The sequence below is a fragment of the Endozoicomonas gorgoniicola genome (assembly GCF_025562715.2).
Taxonomy (GTDB): domain Bacteria; phylum Pseudomonadota; class Gammaproteobacteria; order Pseudomonadales; family Endozoicomonadaceae; genus Endozoicomonas_A; species Endozoicomonas_A gorgoniicola.
In genome coordinates, this window is sequence record NZ_JAPFCC010000001.1 from 2,864,820 (window position 1) to 2,882,644 (window position 17,825).

General features: G+C 49.2%; 16 protein-coding genes. 6 read left to right on the top strand and 10 right to left on the bottom strand.

Annotated elements, in window-relative coordinates; all coding sequences use genetic code 11:
* Nucleotides 1–220: 220 nt before the first annotated feature.
* The gene (locus NX722_RS13120; RefSeq protein ID WP_262568369.1) at nt 221–955 is read right to left on the bottom strand and encodes a hypothetical protein; all 735 of its coding nucleotides are present in this window, start codon (nt 953–955) and stop codon (nt 221–223) included.
* Nucleotides 956–1,360: 405 nt separating this feature from the next.
* Here NX722_RS13120 and NX722_RS13125 point away from each other — a divergent pair, with 405 nt between their 5' ends.
* The 4 genes from NX722_RS13125 to NX722_RS13140 all read left to right on the top strand — a co-directional run bounded on the left by NX722_RS13125 (nt 1,361) and on the right by NX722_RS13140 (nt 5,048).
* On the top strand, nt 1,361–2,665 hold the full coding sequence (locus NX722_RS13125) for a hypothetical protein (protein ID WP_262568370.1): 1,305 nt from the start codon (nt 1,361–1,363) through the stop codon (nt 2,663–2,665).
* A 161-nt stretch (nt 2,666–2,826) separates the two neighbouring features.
* The gene (pyrC, locus tag NX722_RS13130; protein ID WP_262568371.1) at nt 2,827–3,876 is read left to right on the top strand and encodes a dihydroorotase; all 1,050 of its coding nucleotides are present in this window, start codon (nt 2,827–2,829) and stop codon (nt 3,874–3,876) included.
* A gap of 52 nt (nt 3,877–3,928) precedes the next feature.
* Entirely contained in the window at nt 3,929–4,528 is a 600-nt protein-coding gene (gene rnt, locus NX722_RS13135) for a ribonuclease T (RefSeq protein ID WP_262568667.1), read from the top strand.
* A 91-nt stretch (nt 4,529–4,619) separates the two neighbouring features.
* Entirely contained in the window at nt 4,620–5,048 is a 429-nt protein-coding gene (locus NX722_RS13140) for a hypothetical protein (RefSeq protein ID WP_262568372.1), read from the top strand.
* A gap of 143 nt (nt 5,049–5,191) precedes the next feature.
* On the opposite strand, the gene NX722_RS13145 is transcribed toward NX722_RS13140, so the two are convergent.
* The 6 genes from NX722_RS13145 to rluD form a co-directional block, all read right to left on the bottom strand.
* A complete protein-coding gene (locus tag NX722_RS13145) occupies nt 5,192–5,476 on the bottom strand; it encodes an HlyU family transcriptional regulator (protein WP_262568373.1) in 285 nt (94 codons plus the stop codon).
* Nucleotides 5,477–5,502: 26 nt separating this feature from the next.
* Entirely contained in the window at nt 5,503–7,179 is a 1,677-nt protein-coding gene (locus NX722_RS13150; RefSeq protein ID WP_262568374.1) for an aspartate-alanine antiporter-like transporter, read from the bottom strand.
* A 133-nt stretch (nt 7,180–7,312) separates the two neighbouring features.
* Nucleotides 7,313–8,116, bottom strand: a complete 804-nt coding sequence (locus tag NX722_RS13155; RefSeq protein WP_262568375.1) for a Cof-type HAD-IIB family hydrolase — start codon at nt 8,114–8,116, stop codon at nt 7,313–7,315.
* Between the two features lie 141 nt (nt 8,117–8,257).
* Complete coding sequence (clpB, locus tag NX722_RS13160) at nt 8,258–10,825, bottom strand: ATP-dependent chaperone ClpB (protein WP_262568376.1); 2,568 nt, start codon at nt 10,823–10,825, stop codon at nt 8,258–8,260.
* 61 nt (nt 10,826–10,886) lie between these two features.
* Entirely contained in the window at nt 10,887–11,636 is a 750-nt protein-coding gene (gene pgeF, locus NX722_RS13165) for a peptidoglycan editing factor PgeF (RefSeq protein ID WP_262568377.1), read from the bottom strand.
* A 15-nt stretch (nt 11,637–11,651) separates the two neighbouring features.
* Nucleotides 11,652–12,611, bottom strand: a complete 960-nt coding sequence (rluD, locus tag NX722_RS13170) for a 23S rRNA pseudouridine(1911/1915/1917) synthase RluD (protein ID WP_262568378.1) — start codon at nt 12,609–12,611, stop codon at nt 11,652–11,654.
* Nucleotides 12,612–12,852: 241 nt separating this feature from the next.
* Here rluD and NX722_RS13175 point away from each other — a divergent pair, with 241 nt between their 5' ends.
* Nucleotides 12,853–13,785 (top strand): outer membrane protein assembly factor BamD, encoded by a 933-nt coding sequence (locus tag NX722_RS13175; RefSeq protein ID WP_262568379.1) that lies wholly within the window; start codon nt 12,853–12,855, stop codon nt 13,783–13,785.
* A gap of 51 nt (nt 13,786–13,836) precedes the next feature.
* Nucleotides 13,837–14,055 carry a DNA gyrase inhibitor YacG gene (yacG, locus tag NX722_RS13180; protein ID WP_262568380.1) on the top strand — a complete coding sequence of 73 codons (219 nt, stop codon included), beginning with the start codon at nt 13,837–13,839 and terminating at the stop codon, nt 14,053–14,055.
* Here yacG and NX722_RS13185 read toward each other — a convergent pair.
* From NX722_RS13185 to argJ, 3 genes are all read right to left on the bottom strand, one after another.
* Nucleotides 14,021–15,313 carry a hypothetical protein gene (locus NX722_RS13185; RefSeq protein ID WP_262568381.1) on the bottom strand — a complete coding sequence of 431 codons (1,293 nt, stop codon included), beginning with the start codon at nt 15,311–15,313 and terminating at the stop codon, nt 14,021–14,023. The genes yacG and NX722_RS13185 overlap by 35 nt on opposite strands.
* 55 nt (nt 15,314–15,368) lie before the next feature.
* The gene (locus NX722_RS13190) at nt 15,369–16,355 is read right to left on the bottom strand and encodes a Nudix family hydrolase (protein WP_262568382.1); all 987 of its coding nucleotides are present in this window, start codon (nt 16,353–16,355) and stop codon (nt 15,369–15,371) included.
* Nucleotides 16,356–16,461: 106 nt separating this feature from the next.
* Nucleotides 16,462–17,691 (bottom strand): bifunctional glutamate N-acetyltransferase/amino-acid acetyltransferase ArgJ, encoded by a 1,230-nt coding sequence (argJ, locus tag NX722_RS13195; protein ID WP_456077462.1) that lies wholly within the window; start codon nt 17,689–17,691, stop codon nt 16,462–16,464.
* Nucleotides 17,692–17,825: the final 134 nt, after the last annotated feature.

The window sequence follows — 17,825 nt, forward strand, 5'->3', positions numbered from 1 at the left end:
CCATTTACTGCCAGCCAAGAGAATTCACTATAAAATCCGTGACCTACAAACATTTATGCATGTTTATGCTTTTTTTGAGCATGTTAATTCACATAAGTTCCACTAGCAAGCTCTATTAACACCAAATAATGACTTGCTCACCAAATAAACAGCCAACAGCAAATATCGACAATGACAAAACCGAAAACTCAGAAACTCAAGCACTTCAGGCAAAATATCACTACCCCTTTTTATTGAAGCGCTCTGCCACTACTCTCGCTGCCCGTATGCCTTTTTTTTCCTTGTTCCCATATGCGAAGTTTGCTGAATAGTGAGGGTTTACAGCCAGCAAGAGCCGTGATGGTCTGGGAGGCCAGTGTGTATTATGGCTATGCCCAATTTTTGCGGGAAACACTATGCCTACAATTTTAAAACCGGGAATTATGTTAGGAAAATTAACTTCACAAATTTCCCGTAGATAGGGAAACTGCGTGACTATTGGATCCTGGGGACAGGTGCAGGGAATGGCAAAGCCTTTAAATTCTGTTGCATCGATCAGATAAGTATGAACCGTGAGATTTCTGTCATGACCGTACACTAAGGTAGCAGGGACTTTACTCATGAGAGAATTACTGGAGAAAGAGGCGCAAATGCTTGTTAGGATGCCGCTGTTAAATGTATTCCCGCCATGTAGTCCGCATAATCGCTTAAACAATTCTTCTCTTTCGCATCTGGAAGCTGTGAGGTGAAAGCCACTTTCCAGAATCTCTCCCGGAATACCATATTGGGTTCGATAAACATAACCAGAAAAGTAGGATGGGCTCGCTTTCACAAGAACCGCATCATTATCCAGATTACGGCACCAGCTGCCACAAAGATAACTGGCACCCTCTACATTCATTGTATTTTGGAATTTAGCTGGATTGTGCAAACGCAACAAATTACTTCCAGCAAAAATCCGTTCTTCATCCAGCATCGTAAAGCTCTCGTTTAACCGTCCAAAAACCAGCCGGACGTAACGCTATTCCAGCAGCAACTTTTCCTGTCAGAGCGTAGTCATCGTACAGGTGCTGGTCGACTGTACATGTCAGGATAGTTTGTTTGACTCAAGCTTCAAGTGGATTAAACAGGCGCACATCAATAAGACAAATGTCTTTCAATAAGTGCTTCCGGAGTCCGGCTAATTAACGAAACTATCCTGTTGAAACTACCCTGTTGAAACTACCCTGTTGACCGGGTTTCTATAACAGCGCATTCAGAAAGGATATGCTATATGTAGCGGAACCGAAAAATTTACTCTAATAAACATCCAGTGGAATATAGATTCCCGATTGACTTCAGCAACTCTGCTCAGGTCACTATGTACTCAGAAGAGGAAATTATGAGGAAGTACAACTTATTAAAAATGTTATCGCAATTTTTACTGGTACTTTCATTTTTTTTCTTTATTGGCAAAGGTTATGGCTTTTCAGCCACTTTACAGATCGCACCATGGCATGAACCGATTTCTCTACTTGCAGGAGTTAAGCTGAAAGCCTGGCTGTCATCAGAAAATATCCGGGATAGTAATAAATCAGCCAGTGAATTAGTCAGACACCACATGGTGACAGCACCTAATGATGGGGGTACCCTTTCACAAGGAAAAGAGATCACAATTTCTGGAAAAAACACAGGGCAGGGTCATTTTTCCACAGAGCAGAATAAAAGGGAAAACTCACAACCTGTAACGAACAATGTAGATTTACTTAATAGTCTTACTAAAATTGGCACTATTCTAAAAAAAACTCCTGATGTAATGCTGATTCTTGTCTGGGATATTGATGATACTATTGTTTACAGCCAACCGGATTATCAAGCTAAATCGGCTGAATTACAGTTAAACATGCTGAGTGCTAACAGTTTTGATGCGTGGAGAAGGAATGGACAATTAATGTTGATTCTGAATACAGCACGCCCCTATGACGAATTTAATTTTTTTGATCCGAAACTTTACGTTCCACAAGCGGACTTCATTATTACCAACGGTGGCTCCCGTTATTTTATTAATAACTCTATTCATGACGGGTATTCTCTTCAAAAATCCCAATATACCGAATTCTTTCCGGGTGCCACATTTCCACAAGCTCCCTGGCAAGTAATTATTCAACACCCTTGTGCTTCCATCAGCAGTACCGCAACTTTAGAGATAAGGTGCCCTCAAGGCGTTATTACCAATAATATATACAGTTGGTTTTCAGATCATCTGAGAGGTCTTTCTGTATTTGGGGTATGGGGGCAACAGATTAAAGAGCTTGGGCAATATGACCTGATTTTTGCGTACCATAAAGTTTTTAATAAAGGAGCTGCATTTGCCCGCTTGATCAACATAATTTCAGGTAAAGTTCCTGACATTCGGAAAAAAGTAAAATGGGTAGCGACTGCGGGTGACAGTCTTATGGACACCTCCATGATGAACACACGGATGGATTACCCGTTCAACGCGATGGCACCAACCCCCTATAGCCCGGGCCTGCCTGCTAACACGATATACATTGGAACTGTCTTATCAAAAGGAGGTTACTTGCAGGAGAAACGATTCAAGCCACTTTTTGATGAGAGGACAACCTTTTATTCCAGAGTCAAAAGTATTGCCGGCATTATCGAAGGAACAGCAGAGCTATTGCTAAAACATATAAGTCGTTTATGACGACTTTTGCCGACTGCCCCCGGAGTACAGGGCAAAACAGCAAAATCCATGCGTTTCAGGCAAAATATCACTACCATGTACAAGCGATATTCGCTAGGATGCCCTTCCGGATACAAACTGCCTTTTTATCAGGCTTTCCCGGAACAGGTACACTCCCTCTTATGACCCAACAGCTTACCCTGACACGCCCTGACGACTGGCACCTGCACCTGCGCGATGGTGACGCCCTGACAGAAACGGTCGCCACAGCAGCCAGGACCTTTGCCCGCGCCATTGTGATGCCAAACCTGCGCCCCCCTGTGCTGAATGCAGAAGACGCAGCTGCCTACCAGCAGCGCATTTCTGCGGCTATCCCTCAGGACGCTGATTTTGAACCCCTGATGACGCTGTACCTGACAGACCAGACCACACCGGAAATGATTTATGCTGCCAAAGCCAAGGGCAATATCAAGGCTTTGAAGCTGTACCCTGCTGGTGCTACTACCAATTCCGACTCTGGTGTCACCGATCTGGCCAATATTCACGACACACTTCGTGACACACTGGCCGCTATGGCAGAATGTGGCATTCCATTGCTGGTACACGGAGAAGTCATCGACCCGGACATCGACATCTTTGATCGTGAAAAGGTGTTTATTGATCGTTATCTGCGTGATCTGGTCGAGCGCTTCCCGACCCTGAAAATTGTCATGGAACACATTACCACTGCCGACGCCGTGGAATTTGTGACCAGTGCGCCTGCCAATGTTGGTGCTACGATTACCGCGCACCATCTGCTGTTTAACCGGAACGACATGCTGGTCGGCGGTATTCGCCCACACTATTTCTGCCTGCCGATTCTGAAACGCAATATTCACCAGCAGGCACTGTTGGCGGCGGCCACCAGCGGCAACCCAAAATTTTTCCTCGGTACAGACTCTGCCCCCCATGTACAGGGCGCAAAAGAGGCGGCCTGCGGTTGCGCGGGTTGTTACACCGCACCGGCAGCACTGGAGATGTATGCTGAAGCGTTTGAAATGATGAACGCACTGGACAAACTGGAAGCCTTTGCCAGCCATTACGGCCCGGACTTCTACGGTTTGCCCCGAAATACCGAGACTGTCACTCTGGCTAAAGAAGACTGGCAGCTACCTGAAAGCATTGCCTACGGCGATGATCAGGTAATTCCCCTGAGAGCTGGCGAAACCCTGACCTGGCGTCTGGTTCGCTGACAGCTTGTTAATAATGAATTAAGGAGATTCCGTGGTTGATGAAAGCCATCTGATGGCCAACCGCTTTCGCGGCTTTTTGCCGGTTGTGGTTGATGTGGAAACCGGCGGCTTTAACCCCGCCACCGATGCCCTGCTGGAAATTGCAGCGGTGGTCATCGAAATGGATGAAATGGGCTACGTACATCCCTGTAAGCCCCAGTCCTTCCATATCAAACCGTTTGAAGGTGCCAATATCGAGCAGGCTGCCATCGAGTTTATCGGTGTAGACCCTTTCCATCCGTTGCGCATTGCCACTGAAGAAGAACAGGCGGTTTCAGCCATCTTCAAAAATGTTCGCAAAGAAGTGAAACGTCAGGGTTGCAGTCGGGCCGTACTGGTTGGACACAATGCTTCTTTTGATCTGAGCTTTCTGATGGCTGCTGCAGAGAGAAACGATATCAAGCGCAATCCGTTTCATCCTTTCTCCTGCTTCGACACCGCCACCCTGGGTGGACTCGCTTATGGTCAGACAGTTCTTGCTAAAGCCTGTGAAGAAGCACATGTCAGCTTTGACAAAGGCGAAGCCCATTCAGCCCGTTACGATACGGAAAAAACCGCTGAGCTGTTCTGCGCCATCGTCAACCAGTGGAAAGACCTGGGCGGCTGGCTCTGATCGCTCTGATCAGACCGTTCCCCCTCTGCCCTTCAGGTGCTCATCTGAAGGGCAAAATGCCCCCTGTCGTCTGTTGCTGCGTTTATAAAGTTTGATTGAAAACAATGAAACAGTTTCTGTAGCCGCGAGTACAAGGCGAACCCCCGATGCGGTGTTGAAGGTTTATTTAAGTAGCTCTATAGTACTTCCTGAACCTGACCAAGTAGTGAAAAAATTTTCAGAAATAACAGAAATGAAAAATCTTCTCATCGCATGCATTCCTCTGCTCTTGTCTTTTAATGTCAGTGGAGATATGACTATTCCCAAAGGGCGGGTGGTTTGTCAGAGCGAACAGGCCATCAAGCTATTTATGGCTAAAAAAAAGTCCAGTCATAAAAAGGCGGCATTGCCGGATGATTGCCGTCAGCTGAAAAATAAGCGTAGGGGTGAAGTGAAGGGTCATGGTAAAGGGTATTTGAAAATAGAAACCAGAATAGGAGATACCGTTTATGTGGATAAAACTGCAGTGACCAGAAATTGACCAGCAATTTCTCACTGAGACTTTCCACTGTGACAATGCAGTTCTAACCGCCTTTCTGGCTATTTACCCAAAGCCGGAATCTGGTAGACACTGACCAACGGCTTAGACGAAATGTTTAAGCCGGTTACTCCACAATGGGTCGCTCAGTCAAAAACCCCCTCACCCATCTGATCGATAAACATCCTGGCTTTGCGCAGCATCACCTCATTGGCATCTTCCGGCATCATAAACAGGTCAGAGCGGATAAAGTCATGGGTTTTCAGCTCACCATCGATCTCTTTGCAGATCCGACCATTCACCTGAAACTGCGAACTGACGGCTTTAGCTTCGGCATAAATCTGAAAGCCCTGGTAATCAACCGGCTCAACCACTGCCTCAGGTTGCTCCGATGCCTTATCCATACCAAACAACTTTGAGAAAAATCCCACTCTGAGTCTCCTTTCCTATTACCTGTTTACAGAGGCATATTGACCAGTATTGTGCCTGCCAGCGTCATAAATACATTGGCAAAAGCATAGGTACCTGCATAACTGAGCGCAGGCACATTACTTTTTGCCTCTTCTGTCAGAATGTTCAGGGCAGCGGTACTGGTGCGGGCTCCGGTCAATGCGCCCAGCAACAGCGCCACGTTGAGCTTCAGCACATAATGACCGAACAGATAGCCTGTCATGACGGGCACAATCATAATAATCATCCCGCTCAACAGAATCATCGGGCCAATATTCATCAGCGCATTAACAATACCGTCACCGGCACTCAGGCCAATGTTCGCCATAAACAACATCAGACCAAGCTCCATCAGCACGTATGTTGCTGCCGGAGGTACACGACCAAAGGTTGGATAGTTGCTGCGCATATGACCAATGGCAATACCCGATAACAGCAGACCACCCGCATTGCCCAGGGTAATATCAATACTGCCGATTTTAATAATCAGATGACCAATCAGCAGACCGGCGACAATACCAAAGGTGAAAGTAACAACGTCAGTGATATGGGACTGTTCATCGGCATAACCCAGGCGTTCGGTCAGACGCTCAAGACGGCCTTTCTCGCCACTGATTTCCAGCACATCACCCCGGGACAGTTGCAGATCGTCGTTAATAGGCATTTCAATCTGGGAACGGCTGACTTTGCTGACAAAACAGCCGTACAGCGCATCAATACCCACATCCTGCAAACGCATTCCGGCAATCTGGGGGTTAATCACCACCACTTCCTGAGAGCCAAATTCATAGTCAAGCAGTTCGCTGTCAAAGGTTTCCTGACCCAGCTCGTAGGGAAACTTGTAAATTTCCCGAGGACGACCCACCAAGGCGATAGAATCCCCCTCCACCAGCGCCGTATCACCGTCAGGTTCAAAGATGCTGCCATTACGGCGAATCTTATCAATCAGGCAACCGGTACGATCCTGCAAGGCCATTTGACGCAGGGTTTTGCCCTCAAACTGCCCGATGCGTTCTTCATCCAGCCGGAATACCCGGACAATAGGCAGCTCGGTATGTTTTTTAATGTTTTTCTCAAGCCCTTTGGCAACAGCGACTTTTTTGGCTTCTTTCTTCAGGTCAACACCCAGCAAAGCAGGAGTGTAATTGATCATTAACAGCAGCCCAACGGTGCCAAGAATATACGTCAATGCATAACCCACACCAATATCCGACAGTGCCATCTGCATCCCTTCAGACGACCCTGACATCATATTTCGAATAGCATCCTGAGCGCCTATCAGCGCGGGCGTACTGGTCAGGGAACCCGCCATAATACCGGCGGACATAGGGGCTGAAATGCCCTGAAAATGAGAAAGAATCAGGGTAATGGCAATAGCGGCAAGCGCAACGATGGCGGCCATGGCGATGTATTTGGCACCATCTTCAAGGAAGACACTGAAAAAGCGGGGGCCGGTCTGCAGGCCGACACAGAAAATAAACAGAATAAAGCCAATGGTATCCAGCCCTGCCATGGCTGAAAAACCAAAGTGACCAAACACCAGCCCAACGAGCAACACACCGGTCGTTGATCCGATCTGAAACGATCCTATGGTAATTTTACCTACCACATAGCCCAAAAACAGGTTTAAAAAAATCAACAGCGGGGCGCTTTTATCTAAAAGCGCAATAAGGTCGAGTTCCACTTTCTGCCGCGCTCCGACGCGATTTAGTAGTTATGATAAATAAGAGCGAAATTGATCAGCATATAACCATCTATTGGCAGTTAAAGGTATACGTATTTGGTGCTAATCAGGGGTTCCCTCTCAATCATCGTTTTTAGTGGGAATAGTGCCGCTCAAGAAATCCAGCGACAGCATCATCATCGCAGCGACCAATGACCTGATGATCTGGCAGCAAAGCCCTGAGTTTTTGATCAGAGTTACCCATCAGCAGACCTTTGCCCACCCCCTGCAACATTTCATAGTCATTCATACCGTCGCCAAAAGCGATGGTATCTTCAAACGTATGCCCTTTGAGTTTCAATACCTCTGCCAGAGCGACACCTTTACAGACGCCGGGCGCCATCACTTCCAGGCAGTGCGGCAGAGAAAACGCCATGCTCACGCTGTCACCCAGTTCATCATTGATGCGCTGCTCCAGTGGCAGCAGGTCTTCGTGCTTTTCCGCCAGATAAAAAAACTTACTAACACCTGTGGTATCCACGGTATCCAGATTCTGTAACTGGTAAGCAAACTTATTTTCATCACTGAAGTGGTCAACCGCCTCGTGCCGCTCTTCGATAAACCAGGAGTCTTCCTGATAAATATTGGTCAGCACTTTGCCGGAAAATTCACGTCCAAAATCAATCAGCTCCGGCACCCTCTCAGGAAAAATGTCATGCCGGATAATGATCTGCCCGGACGGATTATGCACCCTGGCGCCATTGGCAGTAATCAAATACATGCTGATGTCCAGTTCGTCGGCCAGCCTGCCCACATCAATATGGTGACGCCCGGTTGCAAACACAAACTTGATACCTGCGTCATGTAAACGACGAATCACCTGTCTGGTGTGTGGGGTGATTTCGTGCTGACTGTTAAGAAGCGTTCCGTCCAGATCTGAAACAACAACTGAATGCATGCCTACCTCGGGTTCAACAGGAGTTTTCAACCTCACATTGAACCCGAGAGAAGGCAATTTAGCAATTAAGTACTAATTAAATGGCACAAGAAAGGAAAGGGGAGCAGGAAAACTGCTCCCTGAAGGGCGAATGATCAATCTCTACTCAAAATTAATTTTATCCTCACTGACTATTGCTCTGATCGTATCTCCCGGCACATATTGACCAGAGAGAATCGCTTCAGCCAGCGGATTTTCAATACTGCGCTGAATAGCACGTTTCAATGGGCGGGCTCCGTAAACCGGGTCAAACCCGACCTGAGCCAGTTTTTTCATAGCGTCATCCGACAGGGTCAGTGACAGGTCGTTTTCAGCCAGCCGTTTGTTAAGACGCTGAATCTGGATGCTGGCAATGCCTTCAATCTGATCCTGAGTCAATGAGTGGAACACCACCAGCTCATCAATGCGGTTAACAAATTCCGGACGGAAATGCTGCCCCACCACATCCATCATGGTGGACTTCAGCGCTTCAAAATCTTCACCCTGCATGGTCTGGATAACATCCGAGCCAAGATTTGACGTCATCACGATAACGGTGTTCCTGAAATCAACGGTTCGCCCCTGACCATCAGTAAGACGACCATCTTCCAACACCTGTAGCAGGATGTTAAACACGTCAGGGTGTGCCTTTTCAACTTCATCCATCAGCACCACAGAGTACGGCTTACGACGTACAGCTTCGGTCAGATAACCACCCTCTTCGTACCCCACATAGCCCGGAGGCGCTCCCAGCAGGCGGGAAACAGAATGTTTCTCCATAAACTCGGACATATCAATCCGTACAATGGCATCTTCAGTGTCAAACAGAAACTGCGCCAACGCTTTACACAGTTCAGTCTTGCCTACACCGGTAGGGCCAAGGAACATAAATGAACCATTTGGACGGTTCGGGTCTGACAGCCCCGCCCTGGACCGACGCACCGCATTGGAAACTGCGACAATCGCCTCATCCTGACCAATCACCCGGTGATGCAGAGCGTCTTCCATTCGCAACAGTTTATCCCGTTCCCCTTCCAGCATTTTGGCAACAGGTATGCCCGTCCATTTGGATACGACTTCGGCAATTTCCTCATCGGTTACCCGGTTTCTAAGCAGTTGCAGATCGCACGCATCCGCTGCATCCGCCTGTTCCAGCTCTTTCTCAAGCTGCGGCAGGCGACCGTACTGAATCTCGGACATTTTTGTCAGGTCACCCTGACGGCGAGCCGCTTCCAGCTCTATTAACAGCTGTTCTTTTTCTTCCCTCAGCTTTTGAGAACCATGCAGAACCGTTTTCTCGGTTTTCCAGACACCTTCCAGGTCAGAGTATTCCCGTTCCAGCTCTGAAACCTGTTCATTTAAACGACTAAGGCGTTCTTTCGAGGCGCTGTCGTCTTCTTTCTTCAGCGCTTCCTGTTCAATTTTCAGCTGGATCAGGCGGCGCTCAAGACGATCCATGGCTTCCGGTTTGGAATCCATCTCCATGCGAATCCGGCTGGCTGCCTCGTCAATCAGGTCAATGGCCTTATCCGGCAACTGCCGGTCAGTGATATAGCGTTGCGACAACCGTGCAGCAGCAACAATCGCCGGGTCGGTGATATCCACTCCATGATGCACCTCGTAGCGTTCTTTCAGACCACGCAGAATGGCAATAGCATCTTCCTCAGTGGGCTCATCCACCAGTACTTTCTGAAAACGACGTTCAAGAGCGGCATCCTTTTCAATGTACTGACGATACTCATCCAGTGTCGTCGCCCCAACACAGTGCAGCTCACCACGAGCCAGTGCAGGCTTTAGCATATTACCGGCATCCATAGCACCGTCAGCCTTACCCGCACCCACCATGGTATGCAGTTCATCAATAAACAATATGATCTGACCTTCCTGTTTGGAGAGGTCATTCAGTACGGCTTTCAGGCGCTCTTCAAATTCGCCCCGGAACTTGGCACCGGCAATCAGGGAACCCATATCCAGCGATAAGAGTCGTTTACCTTTAATGCCTTCCGGTACTTCACTGTTGACAATCCGCTGAGCGAGGCCTTCAACAATGGCCGTTTTACCCACACCGGGCTCACCAATGATCACCGGGTTATTCTTGGTACGACGCTGCAGGACCTGGATCGTACGACGAATTTCATCGTCACGACCAATCACCGGGTCCAGCTTGCCCTGTTCAGCCAGAGCCGTTAAATCAACGGTGTATTTACTCAGGGAGTTGCGATTATCTTCAGCATTCGGGTCATCAACGGTTTCACCACCACGAATGTTTTTAATGGCGTTGTCCAGCGCCTGCCTGCTGACTCCCTGGCTGTTGAGCAGTTTCGCCAGTGGCGTATTCCCTTCCATCATCGCCAGCAATAGGGTTTCACTGGAAATAAACTGGTCACCATCCTGCTGGGCTTTTTTATCCGAAAGGTTCAGTATCCTGAGAGTATTCTGCGATGGCTGTATGTCACCTGTCGGGTTTTTAATAACAGGTACCTGACTCAATAACTGATTCAACTCCTCCGACAGTTGCTGAATATTAAAACCGGTCTGCATTAACAGCGGCTTGATCGAGCCCCCCTGCTGGTCAATCAGGGCCATCAGCAGGTGTACCGGTTCAATCTGGTTATGGTCTTTGCCGATCGCCAGCGACTGCGCATCAGACAGTGCGGACTGTAATTTACTGGTTAGCCTGTCAGCTCGCATTGGTTTTCTCCTGCGTCTGCCACCTTGTTGTTTGCTTCTGTTGTTTTATATGGCGACCGGATTAATCTTTTTCAAGCCAGATGACACTTGCCAGCCTGCCTGATTTCTTGCCATCCCGACGATAAGAAAAAAACGCCTGGTGTTGTTCAAAGGTACAAAAGCCACCACCATAAATGGCAGACACGCCGGCAGCCCCAAGCCTTTGTCGTGCCAGCTGGTACAGATCGCCATACCAGCGATCACCGGTTCCGGGAATAAAGGCGGCGGCAGCTTGAGGATCAATATCAATAAAAGCGGAGCGAACCTCCGGCCCTACTTCAAAATGCTTCTGGCTGATCGCAGGCCCCAGCCAGACCATGACCTCTGATGCAGGGCATGGCATAGCCTTCAACGTATTTTCCAGCACGCCAGCCTGCAACCCTTTCCAGCCCGCATGAGCGGCTGCGACGGTTGAACCGCTACGGTCACAGAACAGCACCGGAAGACAATCTGCGGTCAGAATCGCACAGGGCAAACCAGAAGAGTCCGTCCAGACAGCATCGCCTTCGAGTTCCTCTGTGCTGTCTGAAGCTTTCACAACCTGTGTGCCGTGAACCTGCCTTAACCATTGCGGTTCACAGTCCCAGCCATAATCCTCACGCAGTAGATGGCGATTGGCCAGAACATGCTCAGAGGCATCCCCGGAATGTATACCAAGATTGAAGCTGCTGAAGTTTCCCTGGCTGACACCGCCTTCCCGCCGGGTAACACAAGCTTTAACACAGGCCGGAGCTGGCCAGTCGGGAATCAGGTAGCGGTGTTCAAAGGTCATAGGAACTGTCTCAGATTATTTAGTCTCTTTGGCATCTTCTGCCAGAAGTGCCAGCAGGCTCACCATATCATCAGGCAGGGGCGCTTCCCACTCCATAAACTCACCGGTTGCCGGGTGAATCAGGCCCAGGCGGCGGGCATGCAGCGCCTGACGTCGGAACCGGCGCAGCTGTTCGATCATGTTCTCACCACAACCCTTTGGCAGGCGCAGACGGCCAGCATAAGTCTCATCACCAAACAATGGGTAACGGATATGACTCATGTGTACCCGAATCTGGTGGGTACGACCGGTTTCCAGCTTACAGCGTATATGCGTATGGTTTCTGTATTTTTGCAGGATCCGGTAATGGGTGACAGAAGGTTTGCCACCGGCAGTGACCGCCATTTTCAAACGGTTAGTCGCGTGACGGCCAATAGGCTGATCGACGGTTCCTCCCGCCGTCATAACACCATAGGTGATCGCTTCATATTCACGACTGACCGAACGCTCCTGCAGCTGTGCCACCAGATCAGTATGTGCCGCAAGGTTTTTGGCAACCACCATCAGGCCGGTGGTGTCTTTATCCAGACGGTGAACAATACCAGCACGGGGTACCGATGCCAGATCAGGGTAATGGAACAAGAGTCCGTTCAGCAGAGTACCGCTGCGATTGCCCGCTGCAGGATGTACCACCAGGCCAGCAGGCTTGTTGATCACCAGAATATCGTCATCTTCATACACAATATCCAGCGGAATCTCCTCGGCCTGCCAGTGTTCAGCGTCTTCAACGACCACGGACAACGACAGGATCTCACCACCCACCAGTTTTTCCCTGGGCTTACGCTGTTTACCATCGACCAGCAGGTCGCCATTTTTGATCCATTCCTGCAGGCGCGCCCGGGAAAAGTCGGGGAAGCAGGCGGCGGCGATCTGATCGAAGCGTTTTGCACCTAATTTATCAGGCACAACGACCTGCTGATCGAATTGTTCACTCATTCAATTAATACTCAAGAAAAAAAGATAAATCCGCTGGTCACTCTGGTCACAATAACGACTAAACTGCACCCGTGGAGCAATTCTCCCGCGTGCTTTCTTTCCGTTTCTGGCGGACTGTGTTTAAATTAGACGGATTAACAAACCCGGTAGTTTATCATATCCACCGATGCAGATTAGGGTGAATCGCCGCTGATCCCTATCCGTAAAAATGCATGCCGGAGTACGGAAACCGATAAAAGTCATGAGAATATTCAAGTTCAATATTACCCGCATCCTGTCCGCTCTGTTTATTAGTGCGGCACTGGTCGGCTGTGCGTCCACTTCGGATGAAGAAGTACCGGAGACGCTGTCAGAAGCCGAAATGTACAAGATGGCCAGCCAGTCTATCGACAATAGTCGGTACAATGATGCCATTAAAACGCTTCGTACTCTGGAGTCCCGCTACCCCTTTGGCAGCTTTGCTGAACAGTCCCAGCTGGATATTATTTACGCCTACTTCATGAACTCCGAGCCGGAAGCCGTACGCGCCGCTGCTGACCGTTTCCTGCGCCTGCACCCCAATCATCCAAACGCTGACTACGCCCAGTATATGAAAGGGCTGGCGTCCAACACTTCAGCCATGGGGCTACTGGAACGTTATCTGCCACTGGATTACTCCAAGCGTGACCCCGGTCAGGCCCGGCAGTCTTTTAGTGAATTTTCCGAACTGCTGAACCGTTACCCGGACAGCCGCTATGCCCCGGATGCCCGTCAGCGCATGATCGCCCTGCGCAACCGGCTGGCGGAATACGAGATTCACGCTGCCAATTATTATATGAAGCGTAAAGCCTATGTCGCAGCTACCAACCGTGGTCGTTATGTGGTTGAAAACCTGCAGAAAACCCCCGCCGTTCCGGAGGCTCTGGCGATAATGGTTGAAGGTTATCAGCGAATGGGACTGATCGAACCGGCGAACGAAGCGCTGGAGGTTCTGCGACTGAACTTCCCGGAATCTGATGCCCTGAACGAAAAAGGCGAATTTATTGGTTATCAGTCTTTTGCCGACGTTAATCCATCGCTGCTCTATATCGTGACCTTCGGTCTGCTGGGGGATTCTGGCGTTAACAAGCAGCTAGAGGGGATTCCGGACCTTTCTCAGGAAAAAACACCCAAACCACCCGCTCAGGATCAGTGATCAGCTCCCGGAACTGAATAATAAAAGCCTCTGCCTGCAGAGGCTTTTATTATGAAAGAGGATTTAGTTTTAGTCATGCCAACTACCGTGAAATGCCCCAACTGTAACAAGTCGGTTGAATGGAAAAAGGAAAACCAATACCGCCCATTCTGTTCTGAACGCTGCAAACTGATTGACTTCGGTGCCTGGGCAAACGAGGAACATTCAATTCCTTGTCAACCTGATTTTGACGACGCTATGTCCGACGAACTCGACCAACCAGGGCGCTGAGTGTCATGCGACCAGGTTCTTCAGGCCAGTCATGGCTTTCTGGCCCAATAATGGCCGCCGCCTGGTCGCGCTTGAATTTCAGTATGCGCAATAGCGCTGAACGGGCTTGAGGATGATGCACATGCCCCACCAGCCCGTTCAACTTTTCGTCACTCATTCTTGCTATCATGCCCAATGCATCCGTCATCAATGCATCAATATCCTCACCACTGCGTTCCATCGCCTTAATCACGGTATGCATGGTGTGACGACCACGATACTGGCTTCGGTGTTTAATGGAAGGTGACATCATTTTCTGGCGAAACTGGGCAAGAGTGCATTTAGAGGGCAGTTGGCAACGATTGTAGAAAGACATGCCAAAATCAATATTCACCAAACGCTGCCTTGCCTCTTCTTCGGCCGACTGCTTTTGCCTGTCCGAATCCTGAATAAACATATAGTTATCCAGTTTCAAATAATCCTCATCACCCAGCAGAAACCTTCGCACAATCAAGTCCACCACTGGGTTATGAGTTTTATGAAAGCGGGTGAAGTGAACCGGTGAAGATCGGTCTGAAGGATTCTGAACCAGACGATAGCCACTTTCATAGTCCTGCAGATGTCTGCTGGCAATACAATGTTCATCCTCGCCAGAAGACGTTTCAGCCTCTTTCATGGAATAGGCAACTTGATAATCACTGTTAAAGTGATCATCACTTTCCGTACCCACCACCTCCCTGTAAACATTGGCTGCCAGCACTTCTTTCTGGGCAAGCAACTGCTTGTTGTCGTAATAATCGGCTTTATAGCGTTGCCCGGTGATCCAGTACATCATTTTCTGCAGGTAACGTTTAAGCTTTACGCCGGTTGATTCGTGTCCGGGTGTCTTCACATGCCATTCGCCGGAATACCTTTCAGCTTCCGGCAACCCGGGGCTGACAAGCATCCGTTTATGGTCAACGGTATCCGTATCTTTTTTCTGACCTGGTACGTGTTTCCAGAAATCATTGTGCGGACAGGCATTCATGGAAGGGATAATGTCTGAATCCATCTGACCAGTCTGGGAATAATAGTGATTAATCGTTGCAAGGCCATGCCGAGCTACCTGACGGGGTCTGGAAACCGTATACGGACTTGGATCACGGGGGATTTTTGCCGGCAAAGAGGCTGAGGACACCTTTCGAAACTTATGTTTCCCACGGTTCAATGGTTTTGGACCCGACCTGCCAAGCCCTGTAAAGCCATAGTCTCCTGCCAGTTTTCGAAGCTTTGCCAGCATGGCGTCCCTGCCTGTTGATAAGCTAAAACGAATTAATAAAATTTATTTTTATAGTCTAGCTGACAGACCAGAAGGCACCTATCGCAGCAATACCCTGAGCGCCGCAATCAATAGCCAGCGACTCATCGGAACGCCCTAACCCTCCAAGCCAGTAGACCGGCACCGTACTGCACAGGGTTAATTCTGTTGCCCTCTCCTGCCCAATAGACAAGCGTCCCGGATGCGATTTGGTTGGCCGTACAGGCGACAGCGTCACAAAATCCATACCTGCCGCTTCTGCGGCCTGAAGCTGCTCTTCATTATGACAGGACGCTGCCAGCCACTGTCCTTCACGACGGTATTTTTTCCATTCGGAAGCCGGGATACTCAATTGATCAGAGCGCAGGTGAATACCGTCACACCATGCCTCCTGCAATAATTCAGGATCACCCTTTAACAACAACTTTGCATTAAACGGCTGACACAGATGGTGCAGTTCACGAGCCAGGTGCAAATAAGGCTTTTCCTGCAACCAGGGAGCCCGGAACTGGATCAGCCGCAATCCGTTCTCAAGCTGACGACTAACCTTTTCAATCAGCTCGGCCGCAGAAGAAAACAGCCCGGTCACCATATACTGACTCGGCAGTAAAACAGCGTTAACAATGGGTTCATTGGCCGGAGGAAAGTCCAGACCAGTCAAACTGCCAGGCTCAACCCATTGCACCTCCTGCCCTTCATTGCCCTTTGGCGTTCCGTTAACACCCGACACCAGCCAGGTATCAAGAAGCACCGTCTTTTCAGGATACTGATGCCGAATCGTGATCAGGGGCTGAAACGTACTGACAGTGATAGCCAGCTCTTCCATCAACTCCCGGTTCAGAGCTTCTTTCAAATCCTCATCCGGCTCGACCTTACCACCGGGAAATTCCCACAAACCACCCATGTGTTTGTTATCCGGCCTTTTGGCCACCAGTATCCGGCCATCGTCGCCACGAATCACTGCCACTGCAACATGCACGACATCGTCAGACTGTTCTTGGTCCGGTTGTTGTTTTTGCGCCATGGTAAAGCTCATTTCATGGAATCAGATAGAGAAACATAGAGTAGCCATAATTTAAGCATTATGACTACTGTTTGAGTCAACGACAGATTAGAATTTTAAAGAATAATTAACTGCGATATTCCGCATTAATGCGGACATATTCGTGGGAAAGGTCGGTCGTCCAGATTTGCTCGGTTATATCACCTGAACCCAGAGAAATTCTGATGGTAATCTCCTCTTGATCCATCACTGCCTGACCTGCCGCTTCTGTGTACGAAGCAGCCGGTTCACCATTTTCGACGATACAGACATCATCCAGCCAGATGGCAATCCGCTCAATCACCAGTGAATCCACTTCAGCACGACCAGCCGCCGCCAGTATACGCCCCCAGTTTGGGTCAGAGGCAAACAGTGCAGTCTTCACCAGTGGCGAGTGAGCAATGGTGTAGGCAACTTCCAGTGCATCTGCCACGGTATCAGCCTGCTCGACACTCACAGTAATAAACTTGGACGCGCCTTCTCCATCACGGACAATCGCCTGAGCCAGTTCAATCGCTACTTCATTCACTGCCTGACGTAAACCGACGTATAAATCCGACGCCTCAGAGTTCAATGGTTCTGAACCTGTTTTGCCAGTAGCCACCAGCATGCAGCAGTCGTTTGTCGATGTATCTCCATCCACAGAAATACGATTAAACGACAGGTTTACAGCATCATTCAGAAGCTTCTGCAACAGAGGTTGTTCAACAGCGGCATCGGTCGCAATAAAAGCCAGCATGGTCGCCATATTCGGGCGAATCATTCCTGATCCTTTACTGATGCCCGATACGGTATACACCACACCATCAACCTCAAACTGACGACAGGCACCTTTAGGGCGGGTATCGGTGGTCAGAATACCTTCTCCGGCTTTAAGCCAGCCCTCTTCGGACAAATCTGCTATTACTGCTGGCAAACCCGCCAACAAGCGATCAACGGGGAGCTGCTCCCCGATAACGCCTGTAGAAAAGGGCAAAACCGATTCTGGAGGAATATTCAGCAGCTCTGCAACACCTGCGGCTGATTGTTTTGCAGCCTGCATTCCCTGTTGCCCGGTGCCGGCATTGGCATTTCCGGTATTGATCACAAAACAGCGGGGATTCTGGTTAAGACGAGCTTTAGCAAGCAGTACCGGAGCCGCACAAAATTTATTCTGAGTAAAAACACCGGCGACGCTCGCCCCTTCATCCCATTCCATCACCACCAGATCCCGGCGGTTTATTTTGCGAATCCCTGCTTCCGCCGTCCCCAGACGAAATCCCTTGACGGCTTTAACCTCAGGCCAGTTACCGGAACCAACAGCCATAACGACTCCCATTTAATCTTTGTTCTGAAGTCGATAAAACTACCCCAGTTTTTCAAAAAAGGAAAACTAAACAAAAAACACAAGAAAACGGGTCGCCTGGAGTACAACCAGTGCGACCCGTTTCTGCGACTCAGTGCTGTTCGGCA